The 6,426-nt window shown below is 32.6% G+C and carries 6 protein-coding genes; all 6 read left to right on the plus strand.

Features of this window, described 5'->3' with window-relative positions:
* Positions 1 to 24: 24 nt before the first annotated feature.
* Positions 25 to 1,443 (plus strand): amidophosphoribosyltransferase, encoded by a 1,419-nt coding sequence (gene purF, locus Q5O29_RS00770; protein ID WP_022211121.1) that lies wholly within the window; start codon positions 25 to 27, stop codon positions 1,441 to 1,443.
* 18 nt (positions 1,444 to 1,461) lie between these two features.
* The gene (gene purM, locus Q5O29_RS00775) at positions 1,462 to 2,463 is read left to right on the plus strand and encodes a phosphoribosylformylglycinamidine cyclo-ligase (protein ID WP_022211122.1); all 1,002 of its coding nucleotides are present in this window, start codon (positions 1,462 to 1,464) and stop codon (positions 2,461 to 2,463) included.
* Complete coding sequence (gene purN, locus Q5O29_RS00780) at positions 2,451 to 3,053, plus strand: phosphoribosylglycinamide formyltransferase (RefSeq protein WP_022211123.1); 603 nt, start codon at positions 2,451 to 2,453, stop codon at positions 3,051 to 3,053. Before purM ends, purN begins: the two co-directional genes overlap by 13 nt.
* Before the next feature lie 12 nt (positions 3,054 to 3,065).
* Complete coding sequence (gene purH, locus Q5O29_RS00785; RefSeq protein WP_022211124.1) at positions 3,066 to 4,568, plus strand: bifunctional phosphoribosylaminoimidazolecarboxamide formyltransferase/IMP cyclohydrolase; 1,503 nt, start codon at positions 3,066 to 3,068, stop codon at positions 4,566 to 4,568.
* Positions 4,569 to 4,693: 125 nt separating this feature from the next.
* On the plus strand, positions 4,694 to 5,944 hold the full coding sequence (gene purD / locus Q5O29_RS00790) for a phosphoribosylamine--glycine ligase (protein WP_022211125.1): 1,251 nt from the start codon (positions 4,694 to 4,696) through the stop codon (positions 5,942 to 5,944).
* 171 nt (positions 5,945 to 6,115) lie between these two features.
* A partial coding sequence (locus Q5O29_RS00795) for a transposase (RefSeq protein ID WP_302631532.1) occupies positions 6,116 to 6,426 on the plus strand: 311 nt, incomplete at its 3' end.

Raw genomic sequence — 6,426 nt, forward strand, 5'->3', positions numbered from 1 at the left:
CATTAAGTTTCGGGGGTATTAAGAATGAGTCTTAAGGTAGACAATATTATAATGGATCCAAGTAATGATAAGTTTAAGGATGAATGCGGTGTATTTGGTGTTTATTCAAATAAGGAAATGGATGTTGCTTCAATGACTTATTATGGATTATATGCACTTCAACATAGAGGGCAGGAAAGTGCTGGTATAGCAGTTGCCAATGGAGCTGAAATAAATATGCATAAAGGAATGGGGCTTATTACAGAAGCCTTTTCACAAGAAAGTCTTGCAATATTAAAAGGGAATATAGCTATTGGGCATGTTAGATATTCCACATCTGGTGATACAAGGATAGAAAATGCGCAGCCACTTTTAAGTCAAAGCAAATTAGGATCTATTGCAATGGCTCATAATGGAACGCTTGTTAATGCAGATGTTATAAGAGAGTTATTGGAAGAGGCTGGACATGTGTTCCATACATCAATAGATTCAGAAGTTATAGCAAACCTTATAGCTAGAGGAGCTAAGAAAGGTGTTGAAAAAGCAATTTTAGATGCTATTCAGGCAGTAAGAGGTTCTTTTGCCATGGTTATCTTAACAGAAAATAAGCTTATAGGTGTTAGAGATCCACATGGAATAAGACCTTTATGTTTAGGAAAGATTGATGAAGGATATATCTTATCATCAGAAAGTTGTGCCCTTGATGCTGTTGGTGCAGAACTAGTTAGAGATATAGAACCAGGTGAGATAATTGTCATAGATGAAAAAGGTATTAATTCATACAGATATTCAGAAAATACGCAATGTCAAACTTGTGCATTTGAATATATATACTTTGCTAGACCAGATTCGATAATTGATGGACTTGATGTACATGAATCAAGAATAAGAGCTGGGGAGCAATTGTTTAAAGAACATAACATTGAAGCAGATGTGGTAGTAGCAGTACCAGATTCAGGAATACCAGCAGCTATAGGATATTCTAAAGCTTCAGGAATACCATATGATACAGGTTTTGTAAAAAATAGATATGTAGGTAGAACTTTTATTACTCCTTCTCAAGAAATAAGAGAAAGAGCTGTAGCAGTAAAATTAAATCCATTAAAAGCTAATGTAAAAAATAGAAGAGTAATTTTAATAGATGATTCAATTGTACGAGGAACAACCTCTAAGCATTTAGTTGAATCTTTAAGAAGAGTAGGAGCAAAAGAAGTACATTTCTTAGTGGCATCGCCTGTGGTTAAATATCCATGTTACTTTGGAATAGATACTCCATACAGAAAAGAGCTTATAGGAGCAAATCATTCATTAGAAGAAATCAGAGAAGCAATTGGTTGTGATTCTATTGGATACTTATCAATGAAGGGTATGTATAATTGTTTTAAGGAAGATCAAGGTTATTGTGTAGGATGTTTCAATGGAGTATATCCTGTGGCAACTCCTATAGAAGAAAAAGGTGCATAAGAAAGGTAGGATTTAATAATGATAACATATAAAGAAGCTGGAGTTAATATAGAAGAAGGTTATAGATCAGTAAAGCTAATAAAAGAATATGCCAGTAGAACAATGAGTGAATATGTGTTAAATGGTCTTGGAAGTTTTGCTGGAATGGTGGAATTACCAGAAGGATATAAAAAACCAGTTTTAGTGTCAGGTACAGATGGAGTTGGTACCAAGTTAGAATTAGCTTTCAAAACAAAGAAATATGACACTGTAGGTATTGACTGTGTTGCTATGTGTGTTAATGATATCTTATGTCATGGTGCAAAACCACTATTTTTCTTAGATTATATAGCTTGCGGAAAACTAGAAGCAGAAGTGGCTGCTGATTTAGTCAAAGGAGTATCAGATGGATGTGTAGAGTCAGGTTGTGCTCTAATTGGTGGAGAAACTGCTGAAATGCCAGGGTTCTATAAAGAAGGAGAATATGATATTGCAGGTTTTGCTGTAGGTATTGTAGATAAGGATAAAATCATCAATGGAAAAGACATTAAGCCAGGTGACAAGCTTATAGGTATAGCTTCATCAGGAGTACATTCTAATGGATTTTCTTTAGTAAGAAAACTATATACTGATTTAAATGAAGAGTTTAATGGTGAAGAGGTATGGAAGACGCTTATTACACCAACTAAATTATATGTAAAGCCAGTATTAAGCTTAATTGAAAAGTTTAATATTAAAGGGATGAGCCATATAACAGGTGGTGGATTTATAGAAAATGTTCCAAGAATGTTTAATGGAGCAGAGCTTACAGCTGAAATAAGAAAAGACAGCTATCCATTGCCAGCAATCTTTGAAGATATGATTAGCAGAGGCGTTGCTAGAGATCATATGTATAATACATTTAACATGGGTATAGGATTTGTTTTATGTGTAAATGAAGCTGATGTACAAGCTATTTTAAATGAATTAGAAGCTATGGGCGAAAAGGCATACGAAATTGGCGTTGTTACAGCTGGAGGTGAAGGAGTTTGCTTAAAATAGCAGTACTTGTATCTGGTGGAGGTTCTAACCTCCAGTCAATTTTAGATTATGAAAACAAAAACTATCAAGTGGAAATGGTTATTGGCAGTAAGGAAGGTATTTATGGCTTGGAAAGAGCAAAAAATGCAGGTGTTGAAACTTTTGTTGTATCTAAAAAAGAATATGGCAGTGAAGTTTCAAATAAAATACTAGAGCTGACTAAAGGTAAAGTAGACTTAATAGTTTTAGCAGGATATCTTTCAATTTTGGATGGGGAAATACTGAGAGAATTTAAAAATAGAATAATCAACATCCATCCATCATTAATTCCAAGCTTTTGCGGTGATAAGATGTATGGAATGCATGTTCATAATGCAGTAAAGAAATCAGGGGTAAGATACACAGGATGTACAGTGCATTTTGTTAATGAAGAAGTAGATGGTGGAGCAATCATCTTACAAGAAACAGTACCGGTGTATTTTGAAGATACTGCAGAAGATATACAAAAAAGAGTATTAGTACAAGAGCATAAATTGTTACCAAAGGCAATAGAGCTTATTGGTGATAAGAAAATTCAAATAATAGACGGAATAGTAAAGATAGATAAATAGGAGGCTTTTTATATGATTAAGAGAGCGTTAATTAGTGTGTTCAATAAGGAAGGTATATTAGATTTTTCTAAATTCTTATCAGAAAATGGTGTTGAAATAATTTCAACAGGAGGAACTTACAAGCACTTAAAGGATAATGGGTTAAAGGTTACTGAAGTTAATGAAGTAACAAATTTCCCAGAAATGTTAGATGGAAGAGTTAAAACATTACATCCTATTATTCATGCTGGTATTCTTGCAATAAGAGATAATGAAGAGCATATGGAAACTATCAAGGAAAGAAATATAGATACTATTGATATGGTAATAGTTAATTTATATCCATTCTTTGAAAAGGTTAGAGAGAACTTATCTTTTGAAGAAAAAGTTGAATTCATTGATATTGGTGGACCAACAATGCTAAGAGCAGCAGCTAAAAACTTTCAAGACGTTGTAGTTATTTCAGATGTAGCTGACTATGAAGCTGTTATGAATGAAATAAAGGAAACTGGTGATGTAAGTTATGCTTTAAGAAAGAAATTAGCAGGAAAAGTATTTAACCTTATGAGTGCATATGATGCAGCTATTTCTAACTTCCTATTAGGAGATGAAGAATATCCAGAATACCTTTCAGTATCATATAAGAAGAAACAATCTTTAAGATATGGAGAAAATCCACATCAAAACGCAGCATATTACACATCAACTGAATTTGATGGAGCTATGGAAGACTTTGAAGTTTTAAATGGTAAAGAGTTATCTTATAACAATATTAAAGATTTAGATATTGCTTGGAAAGTAGCTAATGAATTTGAAGAAATAGCTTGTTGTGCATTAAAACATAATACTCCTTGTGGTGTAGCTATTGGAGAGTCTGTTTTAGAAGTTTATAAAAAAGCTCATGATGTAGATCCAGATTCAATCTTTGGAGGAATTGTAGCAATTAATAGAACTATTGATAAGGCAACTGCAGAAGAGATGTCTAAGATATTCTTAGAAGTTATTGCAGCTCCAGGGTATGATGAAGATGCTTTAGAAGTATTAAGAGCTAAGAAGAATTTAAGAGTAATTAAATGTAATACTAAACCATGTGCTAAAAAATATATGGTAACAGTTGATGGTGGTATTTTAGTACAAGAAGAAGACACTAAGCTTTTAGATGAAATGAAAGTTGTAACTGAAAAAGCTCCAACTGATGAAGAAATGAGAGATATGATCTTTGGTATGAAGGTTGTTAAATACGTTAAATCTAATGCCATAGTAACAGTGAAGGACGGAGTTGCTGTTGGTATTGGTGGTGGACAAGTTAATAGAATTTGGCCAACACAAGATGCACTTAGAAGAGGTGAAGGGGCAACTATATTAGCTTCAGATGCATTCTTCCCATTTAATGATATTGTTGATGAATGTGCTAAGTATGGTATAAAGGCAATAATTCAACCAGGTGGATCAATAAGAGATCAATTATCAATAGATGCCTGCAATAAACATGGAATTGCTATGGTATTTACAGGAGTAAGACACTTTAAACACTAAAAAAATTAAAAATTAAAAATGAAAAATTAAAAGTTAATCCATCATATTGATATAATGTAAGTTAATTTTTCATTTTTAATTCTACATTCAATTATTTATAATGTTCGAATGATGGAGGATTTATAATGAAAGTTTTATTAGTTGGTTCTGGTGGTAGAGAGCATGCATTGGCTTGGAAGATGGCTAAAAGCAATAAGGTTTCTAAGATATTTGTAGCTCCTGGTAATGGTGGAACTGCCATAGAAAATAAATGTGAAAATATAAATATAACAGATATAGATGAATTAGTTGTTTTTGCTAAGAACAATGATATAGCATTAACTGTTGTTGGACCAGAAGACCCATTAACTAAAGGGATTACAGATAAATTTAAGGAAGCTGGCCTAAAATGTTTTGGGCCAGATAAAAATGGTGCACAGCTGGAAGGTAGCAAAAGCTTTTCTAAAGACTTTATGAAAAAGTATGGAGTTAAAACTGCCGAGTATGGTACTTTTACTGACTGTAATGAAGCAAAAGCATATTTAGAAAGCTGTGAATACCCAATAGTTATCAAAGCTGATGGTTTAGCAGCTGGTAAAGGTGTTGTTATAGCAGAAACTAAGGAGATGGCTTTAAATACCATCGATGATTTTATGGTATCTGATATATTTAAAGGTGCTGGACAAAAGGTTGTTATAGAAGAGTTCTTGGAAGGTGTAGAAGCATCAATACTTTCAATTTGTGATGGTAAAACTATAATACCTTTTATTTCAGCTAAAGACCATAAGCAAATTTTTGATGGTAACAATGGTCCAAACACTGGAGGTATGGGAGTTGTGGCTCCAAACCCATACGTTACAGAAGAGGTAATGAAGGATTTTGAAGAAAATATCATGACAAAGACTTTAAATGGTATTAAGGAAGAAGGCTTTGATTTTAAAGGAATAATTTTCTTTGGTCTAATGATTACTAAAAAGGGAACTTACCTTTTAGAGTATAATGTAAGAATGGGAGATCCTGAAACACAATCAGTTTTATCTTTAATGGAAAGTGATTTGGTGGAGATTATTGAAGCTGCACTAGAACAAAGGTTAAATGAAGTGGAAGTTAAATGGATGGATGGAGCTTGTGTTAATGTGGTTTTAGCATCAGGTGGCTATCCAGGAAGTTTTGAAAAAAGCTTTGAAATTACCATTGATGAATCTATAAAAGATAAAGTATTTTTAGCAGGAGCACAGCTACAAGATGAAATTTTAAGAACTAGCGGTGGTAGGGTATTATCTGTTGTTGGTTTAGGAACTACAGTAGAAGAAGCAAGAAAAGATGCATATGAAAAAGTGGAGTTAGTTAACTTCCAAGGGAAATACTATAGAAAAGATATTGGCATAGCAAAATAAAAGTATTTTTTACCCTATAATAGTAATTTTATAAATATGGTCAATAATGAGAAAAAGCGGATTAGTAATAATCCGCTTCAGACTGTTGACAAAGTGTCAGCAGTCTTTATTTTTATCCAAATATGTAATATAATTTAAAATATATAAATTTGTTACATAGAGGTTTTATCAATGATAAACGAAAGAAAAGAAGCACAAAGTGAAATAGAAGTAGTAATGTTAGAAGAATTAGTCCCACAAGACCATTTATTAAGGAAAATTGATAAATATATAGATTTTTCATTCATTAGGGATTTAACTAGGGATTTGTATTGTCATACAAATGGTCGACCAGCTGTTGATCCAGTAGTATTATTTAAAATGTTATTTATAGGATATCTTTATGGCATACGCTCCGAAAGGCAGTTAGTTAAAGATATAGAAGTAAATTTAGCATATAGATGGTTTTTAGGATATTCAATTACCGAAAAAATTCCAGATTC

Source organism: Clostridium sp. CAG:265 (assembly GCF_000436575.1).
GTDB lineage: Bacteria > Bacillota > Clostridia > Clostridiales > Clostridiaceae > Clostridium > Clostridium lentum.